This is a genomic window from Streptomyces sp. NPDC093018 (genome assembly GCF_040684035.1).
GTDB classification, from domain to species: Bacteria; Actinomycetota; Actinomycetes; order Streptomycetales; family Streptomycetaceae; genus Streptomyces; species Streptomyces murinus.
This window is the reverse complement of the sequence record NZ_JBFBFF010000022.1, coordinates 38,640-56,391: the sequence shown is the minus strand read 5'-3', so window position 1 is coordinate 56,391 and position 17,752 is coordinate 38,640. Positions and strand designations below refer to the sequence as shown.

Annotated in this window: 11 protein-coding genes; 4 read left to right on the top strand and 7 right to left on the bottom strand. The window is 73.5% G+C overall.

Annotation, left to right across the window (positions count from 1 at the left end; all coding sequences use genetic code 11):
- Position 1 precedes the first annotated feature (1 nt).
- Positions 2-6,982 carry an SDR family NAD(P)-dependent oxidoreductase gene (locus AB0N90_RS33690; protein ID WP_365202901.1) on the bottom strand — a complete coding sequence of 2,327 codons (6,981 nt, stop codon included), beginning with the start codon at positions 6,980-6,982 and terminating at the stop codon, positions 2-4.
- 446 nt (positions 6,983-7,428) lie between these two features.
- Positions 7,429-7,881 carry a DUF4442 domain-containing protein gene (locus tag AB0N90_RS33685; RefSeq protein WP_086807797.1) on the bottom strand — a complete coding sequence of 151 codons (453 nt, stop codon included), beginning with the start codon at positions 7,879-7,881 and terminating at the stop codon, positions 7,429-7,431.
- A 140-nt stretch (positions 7,882-8,021) separates the two neighbouring features.
- Between AB0N90_RS33685 and AB0N90_RS33680 the strand changes: the two genes are divergently transcribed.
- Positions 8,022-9,119 carry a hypothetical protein gene (locus tag AB0N90_RS33680; protein ID WP_365202900.1) on the top strand — a complete coding sequence of 366 codons (1,098 nt, stop codon included), beginning with the start codon at positions 8,022-8,024 and terminating at the stop codon, positions 9,117-9,119.
- A 45-nt stretch (positions 9,120-9,164) separates the two neighbouring features.
- Here AB0N90_RS33680 and AB0N90_RS33675 read toward each other — a convergent pair whose 3' ends face one another.
- From AB0N90_RS33675 to AB0N90_RS33665, 3 genes are all read right to left on the bottom strand, one after another.
- A complete protein-coding gene (locus tag AB0N90_RS33675; protein ID WP_365202898.1) occupies positions 9,165-10,010 on the bottom strand; it encodes a fused MFS/spermidine synthase in 846 nt (281 codons plus the stop codon).
- Between the two features lie 30 nt (positions 10,011-10,040).
- Positions 10,041-11,219 carry an elongation factor Tu gene (gene tuf / locus AB0N90_RS33670; RefSeq protein ID WP_361669066.1) on the bottom strand — a complete coding sequence of 393 codons (1,179 nt, stop codon included), beginning with the start codon at positions 11,217-11,219 and terminating at the stop codon, positions 10,041-10,043.
- Between the two features lie 348 nt (positions 11,220-11,567).
- Complete coding sequence (locus AB0N90_RS33665; RefSeq protein WP_365202897.1) at positions 11,568-13,826, bottom strand: hypothetical protein; 2,259 nt, start codon at positions 13,824-13,826, stop codon at positions 11,568-11,570.
- 161 nt (positions 13,827-13,987) lie between these two features.
- Here AB0N90_RS33665 and AB0N90_RS33660 point away from each other — a divergent pair, with 161 nt between their 5' ends.
- The gene (locus AB0N90_RS33660) at positions 13,988-14,707 is read left to right on the top strand and encodes a VTT domain-containing protein (protein ID WP_365202895.1); all 720 of its coding nucleotides are present in this window, start codon (positions 13,988-13,990) and stop codon (positions 14,705-14,707) included.
- Positions 14,708-14,805: 98 nt separating this feature from the next.
- Here AB0N90_RS33660 and AB0N90_RS33655 read toward each other — a convergent pair whose 3' ends face one another.
- Positions 14,806-15,975: a thiolase family protein gene (locus AB0N90_RS33655; protein ID WP_365202893.1), complete on the bottom strand. Its 1,170-nt coding sequence runs from the start codon at positions 15,973-15,975 to the stop codon at positions 14,806-14,808.
- 174 nt (positions 15,976-16,149) lie between these two features.
- Between AB0N90_RS33655 and AB0N90_RS33650 the strand changes: the two genes are divergently transcribed.
- Together AB0N90_RS33650 and AB0N90_RS33645 are read left to right on the top strand one after the other, a co-directional pair.
- Positions 16,150-16,623: a helix-turn-helix domain-containing protein gene (locus tag AB0N90_RS33650; protein WP_361669056.1), complete on the top strand. Its 474-nt coding sequence runs from the start codon at positions 16,150-16,152 to the stop codon at positions 16,621-16,623.
- Positions 16,624-16,852: 229 nt separating this feature from the next.
- Positions 16,853-17,032 carry a hypothetical protein gene (locus tag AB0N90_RS33645; protein WP_093680272.1) on the top strand — a complete coding sequence of 60 codons (180 nt, stop codon included), beginning with the start codon at positions 16,853-16,855 and terminating at the stop codon, positions 17,030-17,032.
- A 13-nt stretch (positions 17,033-17,045) separates the two neighbouring features.
- Here AB0N90_RS33645 and AB0N90_RS33640 read toward each other — a convergent pair whose 3' ends face one another.
- A complete protein-coding gene (locus tag AB0N90_RS33640; protein WP_365203017.1) occupies positions 17,046-17,666 on the bottom strand; it encodes a DUF4291 domain-containing protein in 621 nt (206 codons plus the stop codon).
- Positions 17,667-17,752 lie beyond the last annotated feature (86 nt).

Genomic DNA, 17,752 nt, shown 5'->3' with positions numbered 1-17,752 from the left:
CTCACCAGCCCGACGCGGTGTAGACGACGGCACGGGCCGCCGGGTCGCCCCAGGCGAGCTCCCGCAGCAGGGCCGCGGTGCCCTCCTCGGGGTCGATCATGGCCACCCCGCGACGGGCGTACTCGCGGCCGAGTTCCGCGCCGACCATGCCGGTGTGCGTGCCGGACGGCGCCCAGGGGCCCCAGTGCACGGTGAGCGCACGGTGCCCGGTACGGGCGGCCCAGTCGGCGCCGAGCGTCTCCAGGGCGTCGTTGGCGGCGGCGTAGTCGCACTGGCCGCGGTTGCCGAGGACGGCGGCGATGCTGCCGAACAGCACGGTGAACGCGGGCGCCCCGGGCAGGTCGTCCAGGGCGGCGAACAGGGCCCCGGCGCCCACCGTCTTGGTGCCGTAGACCCGCTGGAAGGAGTCGGGGGTCTTCTCGGCGATCAGCCGGTCCTCGATCACCCCGGCCGCGAACACGACCCCGTCGAGCCGGCCGTGCTCGGCGTGGACCTCCTTGACCGCGCGGAGCACCGCGTCCCGGTCCCGGAAGTCCACAGCGCGGTAGCGGGCCGCGCTGCCGAGTGCCGTGAGTTCGTCGAGGGTCGCGGTGATCTCCCGCTGGGCCAGCAGGAGTTCGGCGGTCCGGTTGATCTCGGCGGGCTTCGGCGCGCTGGGCGCGGCCGCGAGTGCCGCCCGCAGCTCGACGGCGGTGCGGGCGGCCGCGGTCGCCGGGGATTCGGGGGCGGCCTGGGCGGGGGTGCGGCCGAGCAGTTCGATCCGGCAGCCGCAGGCGGCGGCCAGCGTCGCCGCGAACCGGGCGGTGATGCCCCGGGCGCCGCCGACCAGCAGGACGACGGAGTCCCGGTCGAGCCCGAGCGCGGCGGCCTCCGCGGTGCCGACCCCGGCGGGGCCCGCACCGGTGCTGCCGAGGGAGCCGAGCGGGACGGGGAGGAGGTCCAGACCCCGGCGGGTTCCGTCGGCGGCGCGCAGGACGACGGGGAGCGGGGCCGGCGTCTCGGCCCCGGGGAGCGGAACCGGAGCCCCTACCCCTGCCCCTGCCCCCGCCTCTGCCGCTTCCGGTGTCGATGCCGGTGCCGGTGCCGGTTTCTGTGTCGGTTTCTGTGTCGGCGCCGGTGCGCGCAGCTCCGCGAGCACCGCCTCGGCCACCGCCGCCGGAGCGATGTCCCCGACGGCCACCACCCGCGCGACCACGTCCGGATACTCCCGCCCGGCGGTGCGGAACAGCCCGTCGAGCCCGGCCGCCCGTACGGCATCCGCGCCCGTCGCGGCCCGTACGGCGAGCAGCCTGCCCGCGCCGCACATCAGCGCCGCCTTGACCACGGGGAACGCGTCCGGCAGCACCGGCAGATCCGGGCCGGGCAGCGCGCCCAGATACACGACCGCGTCCACCGTCCCGTCCGCCGCCCCGAGGACATGCCCCTGGTCGGCCAGGACGGCCTCCGCGCCCCGCGCGTCCAGCCGCGCCGCCAGCTCGGCCGCCGCTCCCCCGCCGTCACCCAGCAGGAAGAACCGCTGCCCGGCGAGATCGGAACCGGCCTCCGGCCCGATGCCGGGCAGTTCGACGGCCCGCATCTCGAAGCGCCGGGGCGCCACACCGAGCGGCGCCGCGTCCGGCTCCGGTGCCTGTTCCTCCGCTCGGCCGGACCCCGTACCGCAGCCGGCCCGCGCCGCCAGCCACGCCGTCACCGCCGCCGCCGTACGCGCCTTGGTCAGCTCCTCCAGCTCGGCGTCGTCCAGCAGCTCCGCGCCCCCGCCGATGCCCAGCCGCTTGGCCAGCTCGCCCGCGATCTCGGCCCGCTTGATGGAGTCGATGCTCAGGTCCGCCTCCAGATCGAGATCGGGCTCGATCATGTCGACGGGATAGCCGGTGCGTTCACTGATGATCTCCAGCACCACTTGCCCCACGTCCGCACCGGACGCGGCCGGGGCCTCCTCCTGCACCGCGGGGGTAACCAACTCGGCTGCTACGAAGACGGGTTCGGCCGACGGCAATTCCTGAGGGGCGACCGGTGCGACGGCCGCGACCGGAGCCACGGGGGCCACCGGCGACCCCGTCCCCCCGAAGTAGGTGAGCAGCACATCCCGCTGCGCCGCGATCATCTCCCTTCCGCTGCGCAGGAATTCGGTGATCAGCGCGTCCCGGTCGACGGGGGTGCCATGGGGCTGGTCGGTGGTCACAGTCGTCTCCACGACGCGTCGGGCCGGTGCGAGGGCACCGGCGAGCAGGGCTCCGTCGGCGGTGCGGACCAGCTGTCCGTCGACCGTCCAGCCGGGCCGGGCGGGGGCGGGGGCGCGCAGCGCGTCGACGGCGTCGCGGCCCTGGAAGAGCCGGGCGGTGCGCACCGGGACGCCCGCGACGGCGAGTCGGGCGAGGGCGTCGAGCCAGCCGGGCAGTCCGCCCTCGGGCCGGGGCTCGGGGGCGATCGTGCGGTGCGGGCGATCGCCGAGGATCTGCCCGACGAGCCGGGTGAGGACCGCCCCGGGGCCCGCCTCGACGAAGATCCGCGCGCCCGCCTCGTACATGGCCTCGATCTGCGCGGCGAACGCGACCGGCGCCCCGATCTGGGCGGCGAGTTCGGCGCGCACCCCGTCGGGGTCCCGCGGATACGGTGCCGCCGTACGGTTGGCCCAGACGGGGAACTCGGGCGCGCGCACCGGCTGGTCCGCGAGGGCCTCGGCGAACCGCTCCCCCGCCCCGGCCACCAGCGGGCTGTGGAAGGCGCAGGCCACGGGGATCCGCTTCGCGCCGAGTCCGGCCGCGCGCAGCAGTCGTACCGCCGTGTCGATGTCTGGTGTGGGTCCCGAAATCACCGTCTGCTGCGGTGAGTTGAGGTTGGCGACGACGACGGACTCCGGCGCCCCCGCCTCGCGCAGGGCACCGACGACGTCCTCGGCGGGTGCGCCCACGGCCGCCATCGAGCCGGGGTCCGCGCCCGCCGCCGCCAGGATCGCGGCGGCCCGCTCGGTGCTGAGCCGGGGCAGGGTGTCCGGGTCGAGGGCACCGGCGGCGGCGAGGGCGACCAGTTCGCCGTAGCTGTGTCCGGCGGCGAGGTCCGGCTGGACACCGGCCGCGCCGAGGAAGGCGTGGGCGGCCAGGCCCGCCGCGCCCAGGGCGGGTTGGGCGGCCCGGGTGTCGGTCAGGGCCGTCCGGCGGCGCTCGCGCGCGGTGTCGTCGAAGGCGGTCGGCGGATAGACGACGTCGGCCTGGTCCGGATGCAGATGATCCCGCAACTCGGGGAGCGCGACGAGGAGTTCGCCGAGCATGCCGGTGCGCTGGCTGCCCTGTCCGGGGAAGAGGAAGGCGACCTTTCCGGCGACCGGGTCCGAGCGGCGGACGTCCGCGCCGCCGTCTCCGCCGCCGTCGCGGTCTCCGTCGCCGTGCCCGTCGAGGACCGCCCGCAGCAGCTCGGTCAGCTGGTCCACATCCCGTGCCACGAAGGCCAGTTGGACCGGCTCTCGCGAGATGTCGGCGCGGTGGGCCGCGGCGAGGGCGAGGTCGCGCAGCCGCCAGGGCCGTCCGTCCGCCTGCGCCGCCTCAAGGAGTTCCGCCGCCTGCCGGTGTGCGGTCCGCTCGTCCCGGGCGCGGAACAGGAACAGTTCGGCGGGCCACTCGTCCAGGGTCTGCCGGGGCGGTACCGCGTCCCCGTGCGCGGCCAGCACGGCGTGGAAGTTGGTGCCGCCGAAGCCGAACGCGCTGACCCCGGCGAAGCGTTCGCCCGCGGGCCGGGCCCAGGGCCGGGCTTCGGCGTGGAAGGCGAAGGGGCTGTCGTCCTCGGTCCAGGCCGGGTTGGGGCGTCCCAGGTGCAGGGTGGGCGGCGTGACCCCGGTGTAGAGGGCGAGGGTCGTCTTGATCAGTCCGGCGAGTCCGGCGGCACATTTGGTGTGCCCGATCTGGGACTTGACCGAGCCGAGCGCGCAGCCGCCGGTGCGGGCGCCGGACTCGGCGAACACCTCACCGAGGATGCCGAGTTCGGTGCGGTCGCCGACCACGGTGCCGGTGCCGTGCGCCTCCACCAGGCTCACCTGCGCGGGCGAGACCCCGGCATTGCGGTACGCCCGCTCCAGCGCGGCCCGCTGCCCCTCGGGGCGGGGCGCGGTCAGGCCCAGGGAGCGGCCGTCGCTGGCGGAGCCGAGTCCCTTGACCACGCCGTAGATCCGGTCGCCGTCGCGTTCGGCGTCGGCGAGCCGCTTGAGCACCACGCAGGCGACGCCCTCGCCGAGCGCGATGCCGTCGGCCTCCGCGTCGAAGGCGCGGGAGCGGCCCGTCGGGGAGAGGGCGTGGACGGAGGAGAAGAGGACGTAGTCGTTGATGCCGTTGTGCAGGTCGGCGCCGCCGCACAGCACCACGTCGCTGGTGCCGGAGACGAGTTCCTTGCAGGCCACGTCGAGCGCGGCGAGGGAGGAGGCGCAGGCGGCGTCCACGGTGAAGTTGGCGCCGCCGAGGTCGAGGCGGTTGGCGATGCGGCCGGAGATGACGTTGGCGAGCATCCCGGGGAAGGAGTCCTCGGTGAGCCGGGGCAGTTGGCCGTCGAGTCCGTCGGGGACCTTGCCGTAGTACGACGGGAGCACGGCCCGCAGGGTCACGGCGTTGGACAGGTCGCTGCCCGCCTCCGCGCCGAAGACCACGGCGGTGCGCGAGCGGTCGAACTCCCTTCCCCGCTCGCCGTATCCGGCGTCCTCCAGGGCCCGCCGGGCCGCTTCGAGGGACAGCAGTTGCACGGGCTCGATGCTGCCGAGGGAGGTGGGCGGGATGCCGTAGCGCAGCGGGTCGAAGGGGATGCGGGGCAGGAACCCGCCCCACTTCGAGGCGGTGTGCCCGGCGGCGTGGTGCACCTCCGGGTCCCAGCGGTCGGCGGGCACCTCGGTCACCGCGTCGCGTCCGGCGACGATGTTCGCCCAGAAGGCGGCGAGGTCGGGTGCTCCGGGGAACATGCAGGCCATGCCGACGATCGCGACATCGAGCGGTGCGGGCGGCGCCGGCTCCCACTCGGTGACCGGGAGCCGGCCGCGGGCGGCGAGGAAGTCGGCGGCGCCGTCGGTCACCGCGCGGTGCAGGGCCGCCATGGTCGTCGTCGCGGAGCGCAGGACGGCGACCTCTCCGGCCATGAACATCCCTTCGGTGAGCTGCCGTTGCTCGTCGACGTCCCGCAACTGGCCGTCGTCCGCGCGCTCCACGCCCTTGCTGGCGATGCGCAGCCGCCCCACGTTGAGGCGTTCCAGCGTCTCCCACACCTCGCGGTCGGGCAGGCCCCCGGCGCGCAGCGCGCGTTCGCGGTCCCGGTAGTCGCCGGTGAACGGGCTGGGCACGCACCGGGTGGCGTGGCCGGGCGCGGTCTCCAGCAGGGCGGTCGCGGTGGCGGCGCGGACCTGCTCCTGGAAGAGCTGCCGGATGGCGCCGTGGGCGACGGCCTCCTCGGTGAACAGGTAGGCGGTGCCCATGAGGACCCCGATCGCGGCGCCCCGTCCGGTGAGCGGCGCGGCGAGCGCGGCGACCATCGCGGCGGACCGCTCGTCGTGGATGCCGCCCGCGAAGAACACCTCCACCTGGGCCGCCGTCCCGGGTTCGGCGTCGGCCAGGAAGTCGTCCAGTACGGCGAGTTGGGCCTCCCACAGCGGGAACGACGCCCGGGGCCCGACATGCCCGCCGCACTCCGAGCCCTCGAAGACGAACCTGCGCGCCCCGGCCTGGAGGAACTGCCGCAGCAGCCCCGGCGAGGGCACATGCAGGAAGGTGCGGATCCCGGCCCGCTCCAGCGCCTCGGCCTGCGCGGGCCGGCCGCCCGCGATGACGGCGTGCGTGGGCCGCAGCTGTCGTACGACCTCCAGCTGGGCGTTCCTGATCTCCTCGGGTGCGAAGCCGAGCACGCCCACGCCCCAGGGCCGGCCGTCCAGGACGGCCCGCGCCTCGGTCAGCATCGCCCGGGTCCGGGCGCCGTCGGCGAGCGCCAGCGCGAGGAAGGGCAGCGCCCCGTCCCCGGCGACGGCGGCGGCGAATCCGGCCTGGTCGCTGACCCGCGTCATCGGGCCCTGCGCCACCGGCAGCCGCGTCCCGAGCGCCCGGCACATCGCCGACCCGGGCCGCAACGCCTGCCCGGCCTCCGGCTCCGAGCCCGACTCCGGCCGCATCGCCGCCGTCATCCCCCGCACCACGCCCCGCACATCCCCCCAGCGCTCGGCGAACCGGGCGGCGAGGAAGCCGTCCTGGCCGACGGGGAGCAGCTGGTGGGCCGGGTCGCGGGCGCCGAGGAGGGCGGCGACCGCCGCGGGGCCGTCGGCGGGGAGCGGCAGCGCGTCGGGGCCGCGGCGGCGCAGCACCCGGTGCCCGCCGATCACCACCGTCTCCGCGCCGTCCAGGGACCGCAGCACCGCCCGGACCGCCTCCGGCAGCCGGGACTCGGGCAGCAGGGCGAGCTGGCTGTCGAGGACGACACCGGCGGCGCCACCCGCCATGGCGGCGGCCGCCGTCCGTGGCCCGACACCGCCACAGGCCCAGACGGGCGAGTCGCCCAACTCGGCGTCGGCGAGCAGCTGTTGGAGCAGCACGAAGGTGCTCAGCGCACCGGTTCGGCCACCGCTCTCGGCACCCCGGGCGATCAGCCCATGGGCACCGGCCCGGACGGCGGCCCGCGCCTGCGCGAGATCGGTGACCTCGGCCAACACCCGGAATTCGACGGCCAGTTCGGTGATGCTCCAGGGGTTGTCCGCGGCCGTCAGGTCCGCGGCGAGTACGACGAGGTCGGGGCCGTCCGTCAGCTCGGCCGGGGTGAGGGCGCACCGGGCGGTCACCCGGACGCCGTACGGGCCCGGCGCCGTTCTTCTCAGCCGGGACAGTTCCTGTCGGCATATTCGGTCGCCGTCGCCGAGATCGAGGACACCGAGCGCGCCGGCGCCGGTGGCGGCCGCGGCGAGGCCCGCGTCGGGTTCTCCGAACGGGGTGAGGCACAGGATCAGATCATGGGCGCGCACAGGGGAGGTCATGAGACTCCGACACAATCGGCGAAAAGCACGGTGGGGGGTTGTGCGGCGGAACTCGTCGGTGCGAGGGCATCGGAAACTAGCGAGGGGCTACTCGCGGGTCAACAACGACGGCCGCCGCGCGCCCGCGGTGGCCTTGATCCGGCCAGGCCGCCGAATTCGCCGCAAGCGCCGAGAAATCGGCGCTTCCGGGTCATCGGTGCGGGTGCCCGCTCACCCGAGCCCACGCGCCACATCGCCACAAGCCCGTCAAAGCGCGCTCCTGCTTCACCCTTCACTCACCCGGCCGCAACACGCCGTGACACCGGGACCGTGTCTGTAAATTCCGCATGACCTTTGGCCCCTGGCGAGGATGCGCACGGGCCGGAAAGCGCCAGAAGACCTGAAATGACCCCGGGAACGAGGAAGGGCCCCCGGCGCACGCCGGAGGCCCCTTTTCAGCGATCCGCTCAGCCGTTCGGCCGCAGGGTCCACACCACCGTCATCTCCCCGGTGACGGCGCCGTCCTCGCGCTCGATGGCGATGGCGACCGGGAACTCCGGCCGGCCGCCCGCGTCCAGCTCGGCGACGACCTCGGCCACCGGGCGGCCCAGGGTCGCCGTCGCCGTCACCGGCCCCATGGCCAGCTTCTTGTAGCCGATCTCGGCCCGGACCGCGAGCGGCACCGCGCGCGAGAGCTGGTCGCCGAAGGCCGTGAGCACGATGGCGCCGCTGGCGGACTCGGCCAGCGTGAACATCGCGCCGGCGTGGGGTCCGCCGATGTGGTTGTGGTAGTCCGGCTGGTCCGGGAGGCGCAGCACGGCGCGCTCCGCGGTCACCTCGACGAACTCCAGGTTCAGGGTCCGCACCATCGGGACCGCGGTGGCAAGCATCTCGCCCATCGAGGCGCTGTCAACAGTCATGGGCGTGATGTTACCGGCCAGTAGGTGCTGCTGACCAGCGCGGTCTCCACCCGTCCGTCAGACCCTTCACACCGCTTCGCTACGGCCCTGACGAGAGCCCGTGACCGAACCGTGCCGCCACCGCACTAGTGTTGTCGGCCATGTGGCCAGATCAGCAGCCGCCCGGGGGCGCGCAGAACCCGCAGCAGAACCCGTACCAGCAGCCGGGTTACCAGCAGCAGCCGAATCCGTACCAGCAGCCGGGGTACCAGCAGTACCCGCAGGGGGGCCAGCACCCCGGGGCCGGTCAGCAGCCGGGAGCCGGGCAGCAGCCCGGTCCGGGCCAGTACCCACAGGCCCCCGGCCCTTACGGGCAGCAGCAGCCGCAGTGGGGGCAGCCGCCCACCGTGCCGATGCAGCAGCCCCCGAAGGGCGGCGGCAACGGCGGCGGCAACCGTACGAAGCTGATCGCGATCGTCGCGGCCGCCGCCGTGGTCGTCGCCGCCTGTGTGACCGGTGTGCTGGTCCTCGGCGGCTCCAAGGACGGCAAGGACGACAAGGCGGACGGCAAGCACACAGGGACCAGTCAGTCGCCGACCGGGGCGTCCTCCAGCCCCGCCGCCACCGACAACCCGCGGGCCGCGGAGAGCGAGAAGCCGACCGTGCCGGGCTGGAAGGTCGTGGTGAACCCCAAGTGGGGCATCGCCTATGACGTGCCCTCGGACTGGCAGGCCCAGGCGCCCGACATGGAGGTGGGCTTCGAGGACCAGAAGTCCACCGACGGCAAGCCGCTGATCGTGATGTCGGGCACGGCCGAGGACCAGCCCAAGTTCTGCACGTCCGACGACGACAAGGACGGCCGCACCGACGACACCCCCCTCGCGGTCGTCGGCAGCAAGGGCGCAAGCGGCGCGAAGAACACCGACCAGATCGCCGTCAACACCCCCGCCTGGTGGGTCTACGGCGGCTACACCCAGCCGGACAAGAAGACCATCACCTTCGACAAGAAGGCCACCCCCTTCACCACCACGTCCGGCATCAAGGGCAGTTACGCCTGGGCGAGGTCGAGCGGCACCCCGCAGAAGGGCAAGTGCGCGAGCGACGGCAAGGCCCTCACCTTCGGCTTCCAGAACTCGGCGCACGACTACGTGTCGTTCAACTTCTATGGCGCCAAGGGCGTCAAGGACGAGGTCCCGCAGGCCACGATCATGAAGATCCTCGGCTCGGTGCGGCTGCACGGCACCCCCACGTCGGACTGACGCGGGGCGCCGGGCGCGGCGGACGGACGTCCCCGCGCCCGGTGTTCAGCCGATGCCGAACGATCCGCCCGGCGGCACCGGCGAGGGCACCGCGTCCGCGTCCTCGACCGGTCGCGCGCCGCCGATGAACTCCCGTACGGCGGCGCCGTGTTCGACCCGCGCGGGGAAGACGTCCGCGGCCACCCGGCGGGCCAGCGCGGCGACGTCCGGCGCCCGGTGCGAGGCGATGAGCACCGCGTTGCCGAACCGCCGCCCGCGCAGCACCCCCGGCTCGGCGACCAGCGCCAGCTCCTCGAAGACCTCGGCGAACGTGGCCAGTTGGGAGCGCAGGAAGGCGAACGGCGCCGCGTCCGCGAGGTTGGCGAGATAGGTCCCGCCGGGCCGCAGCACCCGTTCGGCCTCCCGGGCGTAGGCGAGGGTGGTGAGATGGGCCGGCATCCGGGAGCCGCCGAAGACGTCCGCGATCAGCACATCGGCCGCGTCGTCCGGCGCGGCCGACAGCCAGGCGCGGGCGTCGGCGGCGTGCACCGCGACGCCCGCGCCCTCGGGCAGCGGCAGATACTCGGCGACCATGTCCAGCAGCCCCCGGTCGGCCTCCACGACGTCCTGCCGTGAACCGGGCCGGGTCGCCGCGACGTACCGGGGCAGGGTCAGCGCTCCCCCGCCCAGGTGCAGCACGTCCAGCGCCCGGCCCTCGGGGGCCACCGTGTCCAGCGCGTGCCCGAGCCGGCGTGCGTACTCGAACTCCAGGTACGTCGGCTCGTCCAGGTCGACGTACGACTGCGGCGCCCCGTCGACCGTCAGCAGCCAGGCACGCTCCCGGTCCACATCGGGCATGAGCTTGGCGGCGCCGTGGTCGGTGGTGCGGAAGACGGGTATCTGCTCGGTCACAGGTTCATTGTGACGCGCCCCGCGGGGGCCCTACGAACCGACGGACACCACGGTGCCCGCGCCGACCGTCCGGCCGCCCTCCCGGATCGCGAAGCCGAGCCCCGGCTCCAGCGGCACCTCCCGCCCCAGCTCGACGGTCATCTCCACCGTCTGACCGGGCCGGGCCACGGCCGCCGCGCCGAGGTCGACGTCCCCGACCACGTCCGCGGTACGAATGTAGAACTGCGGCCGGTACCCCGTCGCGATCGGTGTCGTACGACCCCCCTCGCGCCCCGACAGCACGTACACCCGCGCCGTGAACCGCCGCGCCGGCACCACGCTGCCCGGCGCCGCCACCACATGCCCCCGCCGCACCGCGTCCCGGGGCACGCCGCGCAGCAGCACGGCCACGTTGTCCCCGGCCTGCGCCTCGGGCATCGGCTTGCCGAAGGTCTCCAGGCCGGTGACGACGGTCTCGACGCCGTCCGCGCCGAGCACCGCGACCCGGTCCCCGAGCGTGAGCGTGCCGCGCTCCACGGCGCCGGTGACGACCGTGCCCCGCCCGGTGATGGTGAGCACGTTCTCCACCGGCATCAGGAACGGCGCGTCGAGATACCGCTCGGGCATCGGCACATACGTGTCCACCGCGTCGAGCAGCGCCTCGACGGACGCCGTCCAGCGCGGGTCGCCCGCGAGCGCCCGCAGCCCCGAGACGCGTACGACGGGTACCGCGTCGCCCGGGTAGCCCTGCGCGGTGAGCAGGTCGCGGACCTCCAGCTCGACCAGGTCGATCAGTTCCTCGTCGAGCGCGCCGTCCGCCTTGTTGAGGGCGACGACGATGTGGTCGACGCCGACCTGCCGGGCGAGCAGGACGTGCTCCGCGGTCTGCGGCATGATCCCGTCGAGCGCGGAGACGACGAGGATCGCCCCGTCGAGCTGCGCGGCGCCGGTGACCATGTTCTTCACATAATCGGCGTGACCGGGCATGTCCACATGGGCGTAGTGCCGGGTGTCGGTCTCGTACTCGACGTGCGCGATGTTGATGGTGATGCCGCGCGCGGCCTCCTCGGGGGCGCGGTCGATGCGGTCGAAGGGCACGAAGGTGCCGGTGCCGCGCTCGGCGAGGACCTTGGTGATGGCGGCGGTCAGGGTGGTCTTGCCGTGGTCGACATGACCCATGGTGCCGATGTTCAGGTGCGGCTTGGTGCGCACGTAGGCCGTTTTGGACATGGCTGTACCTCGAAGTCTTCGCTGTCGTAAGGAAGTCGGGACCCCTCCGGATGGCCGACCCTCCCCCTGCGGGGTCCGCCGGACGATCCGGGGAGGGTCAGCTTCGGGCGCCGTCGACAGCGGCCGCGAGCGTGGGAACGGCAGCCTTCGGCACATCCGCGACCGCGGATGCTGCGAGGTGGAAGGCGTACCGGAACATGACGTCGATCATCGCCGACGGGATGTCCGGCGTCGAATGGTTTTCCACCGGTTTCCGGGCGGCGGTCCGTCCCGCGCACGGGGCGGGTGCGCACGCACGACCGGCGCCGCCCCTGGACGGGGCGGCGCCGGTGCGGTGCAAAGGGTGCGTCAGATCTTGCTGTGGCGGCCCCGCTTGTCGCAGCCGCCCTTGTCGTCCGGCTTGCCGTACTCCGGCTTCGGCGGGCACGGCTCCGGCTCGACCCTGACGGTCACCGTGGCCGCGGCGGGCTCGCTGACGATCTCCCGGCCCTGCGGATCGGTGGCGCCGGCCTGCGCGATGTTGGTGATCCGGCACTCGACGGTGCCGCCGTCACCACCGCCGCGGTTGCCGTTGCCGTTGCCCAGGCAGATGTCGATGTCGGCCTGGGTGATCTGGTACGAGCCGTGGCAGGTGGTGGTCTCCCCGGGCGCCAGCGTGGTGTCGTCGCAGGTCACCGTGGCGACACGGTTGTCCGCGACATGCACGTCGTGCAGCTGGGTGCTGCCGGTGTTGGTCACGGTGTACGCGTACTGGACCGTGGACCCGACCTGGTACGGACCGCTGGAGACGACCCGCTTGTGCAGCGTGAGGTGGGGCTGCCCGACGGGGACGGTCTGGTACGTCTCCGGCGAGGTGACGGTCTCCCCGTTCGCGGTACCGGTCGCCGTGGCGGTGTTGGTCACGGAACCGGCCGTGCCGTCGGCCGCGGTGATGGTGTAGGTGCCGGTGCAGGTGGTGCTGTCACCGGCCTCCTCCGCCGGGGCGAGCGTGGTGGACTCGCAGGTGATGTCCTGCACATGGTCGTCGTGCACCGCGACATCGGTCAGCTCCACACCACCGGTGTTGCGGACGGTGTAGCGGTAGGTGACCGTCTGCCCGACCGAGTACGGACCGGGCGTCTCCACCTGCTTCTCGACCTCGATGCCCGGCCGCTGCTGGATCGGGACGCTCTCCGAGGACTCCGGCGAGGTGACCGTCTCCCCGTCGGAAGTGCCGGTGGCGGTGGCCGTGTTGTCGATCGAGCCGTGGGCGACGTCCGCGGCCGTCACCGTGTACGTGGCCGTACATGTGACCGTCTCACCGGGCGCGAGGCTGGTCACCGGGCAGGAGACCGGACCGACCTTCGGGTCGTCGACGGCCAGGTCGTCGATGGTCGTATCGCCCGAGTTGGTGACCACGAAGTCGTACGGCACCTGCGAGCCGACCGTCAGGTCTGCGGGCAGCGGCTGCCTGGCCTGCTTCACGAGGCTGAGCTCGGAGAGCGGCTGCTCGGTGGCGACGACCACGTTGCGGATGAGATGGGTGTCCGTGAACAGACCGGTGGAGGCCGCGAAGCCGAACTTGTAGGTCTCCGGTACGGGGGTCGGCGCGGCAGTCTGGAGCACCTGCTGGAAACCGTTGCCGTCGTTGAAGTCGATGGACACGGTGACCTGCGGGTCGGGCGCCGGGGTGATCACCACGTGCACCCGGCGGCGCGAGGGCTCCAGGTCCGCCTCGGCCTGGACCGGGTCGCTCGACACCGTGGTGGTCGGCCCCTGGAGCTGCCCGGGGAGGGTCGACGGCCAGGGCCCGGTGGTCGAGAAGTTGCTCGTGGTGGCGGTGAGGAAGCAGTAGCCCTCGATGCCGTCACCGGGACCGCGCAGGGTGACCATGTTCGGCCCGGGCGCGGGCACATGGAAGCTGGTGCCCGCGGGCGAACGCTGGCCGGGCGGGCAGCCGTTGCCGCGGTGCTCCCAGTCGCCGAAGTAGTTCCCGAGGACGTCGAGCCCGACGCCCAGGTAGCCGTTGTCCACGCCGGGCTGGAACTCGGCGCTCGGGTCGTCGTCGGGCAGCTTCTGCGCGTAGCCGAGGCTGCCGCCGAAGGCACCGGGGTGGGTCAGGTCCGTGTCGCCGTTCACCAGGAAGAAGGAGATGCCGTCGGCCGGGGCGATCTGGCCCGTGGTGGTGCCGTACTGCCACTGGTCGAAGGTGACGTCGAGGCCCTTGGTGGCGGGCAGCGCGTGGTTGTAGAGGACGGCGCCGGACTGGTCGTTCGAGGAGTCCGTCAGCCGGAGATAGCCGTGCGGGTCCGCGTTGTTGGGCGGCACCGGGCCGACGCCCTCCGTGCAGCCGCCCAGCGGGTGGTCGCCAGGACCCGGCAGGGCGCCGACCTGGGGCGCGCCGGTGAGGCAGGCCGAACCGACACCGGTGAACTCCGGGGCCGTCGCGTGCATGAACGTCTCGTCGAGCAGGGTGGAACCGCCCTGGCGCGGCTGCGGCTGGGCGAGGGCTCCGGTGTCCAGCGCCAGCGAGCCGCCCACGCCGAAGGCGAGGGTCAGCGCCGCCGCGGCGAGCCGGGAGGTCCGCGCGGGTCCGCCGAGTGGCGACGAGCGTTTGTTTCGCTTCATGCGCAGCATACGTAGCAGTCACACTCCGTGAGTGGCCGCTGCCGGGCCGCACGCGTCCCCGTCAAGTACCCGGTCAGCCGCACCGGTCCACGTGCCCGACGGGGCTGTCCGGGGCGCCCTCTATCATCGGCGTCGGCCGTCGATGTCTCCCAGGGGGTCACGTGCTCGATGCCACCACCGTCCCCGCGCCGCCCGTGCCCCGCGCGGGGTTCACCGCCCGCTGCGCCCGCGCGCTGCTGTCGCCGTGGGCGCGGTTGTCGCTGCTGCTGGTGCTGCTGGCGGCCGCGGGCGCGCTGGTGCTGCTGTTCGATCCGCAGCGCCTGCTGACCCAGGGCTGGCCGCCGCGGGCCGGCGGCCTCATGGCGGTGCTGGCGTTCGGCGCGGGATACGGGCTGTGCACGGTGGCGTTCGTGCCGCGGCCCCTGCTGAACCTGGCGGCGGGCGCGCTGTTCGGCTCCCAGCTGGGCCTCGGGACCGCGCTCGCCGGGACGGTGCTCGGGGCCGGGGTGGCCTTCGGACTCGGGCGGCTGCTCGGGCAGGACGCGCTGCGCCCGTTGCTGCGCGGCCGGTGGCTGCGGGCCGCGGACGGGCAGCTGAGCCGGCACGGATTCCGGTCCATGCTGGCCGCGCGGCTCTTCCCGGGGGTGCCGTTCTGGGCGGCGAACTACTGCGCGGCGGTCTCCCGGATGGGCTGGCTGCCGTTCCTGCTGGCGACGGCGCTCGGGTCGGTCCCGAACACCGCCGCCTACGCGGTCGCCGGCGCCCGTGCCTCGGCGCCGACCTCGCCCGCTTTCCTGCTCGCGATGGCCTGCATCGCCGTACCGGCCCTGGCGGGCACGGTGGTGGCGTGGCGGCAGCGGCATCGGCTGCGCGGAAGGTGACGAGCGAAAGGTGACGAGCGGAAGATGACGAGGGGTCCGGCGGCTGGGGTCCGGGGACCAGGGGATGCGCCGACCGGGAATGCGCCGCCGACTCCGGGTCAGATGCCTTCCAGGATCATCGCGTTGGCGAGGCCGCCCGCCTCGCACATCGCCTGGAGGCCGTAGCGGGCGCCCCGTTCGCGCATCGCGTGCACCAGAGTGGTGGTCAGCCGGGTGCCGCTGGCGCCGAGCGGGTGGCCGAGGGCGATGGCGCCGCCCTTCACATTGACCTTGTCCAGGTCGGCGCCGGTCTCCTGCCGCCAGGCGAGGACGACACTGGCGAACGCCTCGTTGACCTCGAACAGGTCGATGTCGCCGAGGGAGAGGCCGGCCCGGGCGAGCACCTTCTCGGTGGCCGGGATGACGCCGGTGAGCATCAGCAGCGGGTCGGAGCCGGTGACCGCGAAGCTGTGCAGCCGGGCGAGCGGGCGCAGGCCGAGCCGGGCGGCGGTCTCGCTGGAGGTGATCAGGACGGCGGAGGCGCCGTCGTTGAGCGGGCTGGTGTTGCCCGCGGTGATGTTCCACTCGATCTGCGGGAAGCGCTCGGCGAAGTTCGGGTCGTGGTAGGCGGGCTTGAGGCCGCCGAGGATCTCCGGAGTGCTGTCGGGCCGTACGCACTCGTCGCGGGTGACGCCCTCCAGGGGCGCGGTCTCGGCGTCGAACAGCCCCGCCTCCCAGGCCGCGGCGGCCCTGCGGTGCGAGGAGACCGCGAAGGCGTCCATCTCCGCGCGGGTCAGCGACCACTTGGCGGAGATCAGCTCGGCGCTGATGCCCTGCGGCAGCAGGCCCTCGGGGTAGCGCGCGGCGACACCGGGTCCGAACGGGTCCTTGCCCGCGGGCACGTTGGACCACATCGGCACCCGGCTCATCGACTCCACACCGCAGGCGACGACCATGTCGTACGCGCCGGCGATCACACCCTGGGCGGCGAAGTGCACGGCCTGCTGGGAGGAGCCGCACTGGCGGTCCACCGTGGTGGCCGGGACCGTGTCGGGCAGTCCGGCGGCGAGCACGGCGTACCGGGTGGTGTTCATGGCCTGCTCGCCGACCTGGTCGACGGTGCCGCCGATCACGTCGTCGATCAGCGCCGGGTCGATACCGGAGCGCTCGACCAGGGACTTCAGTGTGTGGGCGAGCAGCTGGACGGGGTGGACCTGGGCGAGGGCGCCGGTGGGCTTGCCCTTGCCGATCGGGGTGCGTACGGCCTCGACGATCACTGCGTCTCGCATGGTGCGGCCTCCTGCGGCGGAGCGGGCTCGTTCACGAGCGTGGTTACCGGTGGGTAGGAAATCCAAACTCACCATAGCTGGGTGAGTTGGAAAATCAAACCCACCGCCGGACGCGGGGGAACCCATACCGTCCACAAGGGTTGGAAAACCAAACTCTCAACTAAACTGGGCCGCATGGCCGCACCGAAGGACCCGCGCCCCTGCTCCATCGCCGACACCCTCGCGGTGGTGGGAGAGAAGTACTCCCTGCTCGTGCTGCGGGAGGTGTGCCTGGGCAACGGCCGGTTCGACCAGCTGGCGCGCAATATCGGCGCCCCGCGCGACATCCTGGCCGCCCGGCTGCGCCGGCTCGTGGAGGCCGGGGTGCTGACCAGGCGCGCCTACAGCGAGCACCCCCAGCGCTTCGACTACCGGCCGACCGCGGCGGGCCTGGAGCTGGAGCCGGTCCTGATGGCGCTCAAGGAGTGGGGCGACCGTCATCTGCGCCACCACACCGATCTGCCCATGACCATGGAGCACAGCTGCGGCCATGAGCTGGTCCCGGTGGTCACCTGCCGCGCCTGCGGCTCCCCGGTCCATCACGACGACCTGACGGCCCACCCGCAGACACCCGGCTGGACCGTGAAGGGCCCCGCGGCGGTTTCCTGAACTTCCCTTCCAAACAGGGCAGTTGACCCAGTCGCCACCGCCCCCACAGGGGTCCACACCCCCGTTTCGGCCATCTCCCGGGCACCACCCGGCGTCAACTCAGCCAGGCATATGCCATCTGAACTGGGTCGACCACGGGGCGCGACCGGCGGCACCGGTGACCAACCACATACGTTCTGCGTAGCGGTGCGGTAGCGCAGTGTCAGCCCTTGCCCCTAGGCTGTCCCGCATGTCCCCCCATTTCCCGCCCCCTGGTTCCGCACGGTCTGCCGCCGAGGTGAACGAGCAGATCCGGGCGCTCTGGCTGCGCACGGGCGGCTCCCTCTCGGCCCAGGAACGCACGGAGTACGAGCTGCTGGTCGTGGAGTGGGCCAAGGCGATCCGCGAGGAGATCATCAAGGCCGCCTGACCCTCCCGGCGCCCTACGCCCGCAGGTGGGCGAGCAGATCCTCCCCCACCGGAAACGCCCGCTCCTCGGGCAGCAGCGCCCCGGCCGCCTCCAGTTCCCCGGCCCGCACCGCCGCGTGCGCCTGCCGGGCCAGCGGTGTCACGTCCTGGATGCCGACGACCCACTCATCGGCGTACCGCCGCGCGGCTTCTCCAGCGAGCCCGAGTTGCAGCGAGCGCCAGGGCAGCGCGTTGTGGTGGAGATCCCGCTCCGGATCCCACTGCACCCGCGCCGGCGCCCTCCCCAACTCCCGCTTCCAAGCCGCCCGGTCCGTGTGCACCCCGGACACGTAGTGCGACAGACAGGCGTGCCGCAAGGCCCACTCGAATCCCGCCCGGTCGATGTCGACCGCCAGCACGGTCTCCTGCCCCTCCTTGGTACCCCAGCCGCAGCGGTACATCATCCAGAGGAACGACGGCTTGATCCAGGTCATCCGGTCCCGCTTCCACTCCCCCGGAAACCGGCCGTCCCGGGCGGCGGCCAGGCCGATGGCGGGGCGGTACGCCTGGTAGACGGTGATCGTGGTGTCCGTGTGGCGGGCGCGGATGCGGAACTTCGGTTCGGCGGCGCGGGATCGATCGTTCACGGGTGACAGGTTCGACGGTCGGACGCGCTCCCGCCACCGGTTTTCCCGCTCGCCCGAACCGCCGAATTTCCCCGCAGGACTCTTGGCTCCGTCCC

Bases quoted from the DNA above. Each gene is read 5' to 3' on its own strand.
- AB0N90_RS33690 (WP_365202901.1), bottom strand. From the start codon at position 6,982: ATGACCTCCCCTGTGCGCGCCCATGATCTGATCCTGTGCCTCACCCCG.
- AB0N90_RS33685 (WP_086807797.1), bottom strand. From the start codon at position 7,881: ATGACTGTTGACAGCGCCTCGATGGGCGAGATGCTTGCCACCGCGGTC.
- AB0N90_RS33680 (WP_365202900.1), top strand. From the start codon at position 8,022: ATGTGGCCAGATCAGCAGCCGCCCGGGGGCGCGCAGAACCCGCAGCAG.
- tuf (WP_361669066.1), bottom strand. From the start codon at position 11,219: ATGTCCAAAACGGCCTACGTGCGCACCAAGCCGCACCTGAACATCGGC.
- AB0N90_RS33665 (WP_365202897.1), bottom strand. From the start codon at position 13,826: ATGAAGCGAAACAAACGCTCGTCGCCACTCGGCGGACCCGCGCGGACC.
- AB0N90_RS33655 (WP_365202893.1), bottom strand. From the start codon at position 15,975: ATGCGAGACGCAGTGATCGTCGAGGCCGTACGCACCCCGATCGGCAAG.
- AB0N90_RS33650 (WP_361669056.1), top strand. From the start codon at position 16,150: ATGGCCGCACCGAAGGACCCGCGCCCCTGCTCCATCGCCGACACCCTC.
- AB0N90_RS33645 (WP_093680272.1), top strand. From the start codon at position 16,853: ATGTCCCCCCATTTCCCGCCCCCTGGTTCCGCACGGTCTGCCGCCGAG.